This is a genomic window from Anoxybacillus sp. ST4, assembly GCF_019448545.1.
GTDB lineage: Bacteria > Bacillota > Bacilli > Bacillales > Anoxybacillaceae > Anoxybacillus > Anoxybacillus pushchinoensis.
Window position 1 is genome coordinate 1 of the sequence record NZ_JAHZOE010000100.1, and the last position, 265, is coordinate 265.

At 55.8% G+C, this 265-nt stretch carries 1 rRNA gene; it reads right to left on the minus strand.

Features of this window, described 5'->3' with window-relative positions:
* Nucleotides 1-265: ribosomal RNA gene (locus K1I44_RS15170) — 16S ribosomal RNA — on the minus strand; the annotation flags it as partial.

Consider the following 265-nt stretch of genomic DNA (forward strand, 5'->3'; position numbering starts at 1 on the left):
CAGTGTGGCCGATCACCCTCTCAGGTCGGCTACGCATCGTCGCCTTGGTGAGCCGTTACCTCACCAACTAGCTAATGCGCCGCGGGCCCATCCTGTAGCGACAGCTTGCGCCGTCTTTCAACGAAACATCATGCGACATTTCGTATTATCCGGTATTAGCACCGATTTCTCGGTGTTATCCCCGTCTACAGGGCAGGTTGCCCACGTGTTACTCACCCGTCCGCCGCTAACGATTCAAAAGCAAGCTTTCGAATCGTCCGCTCGA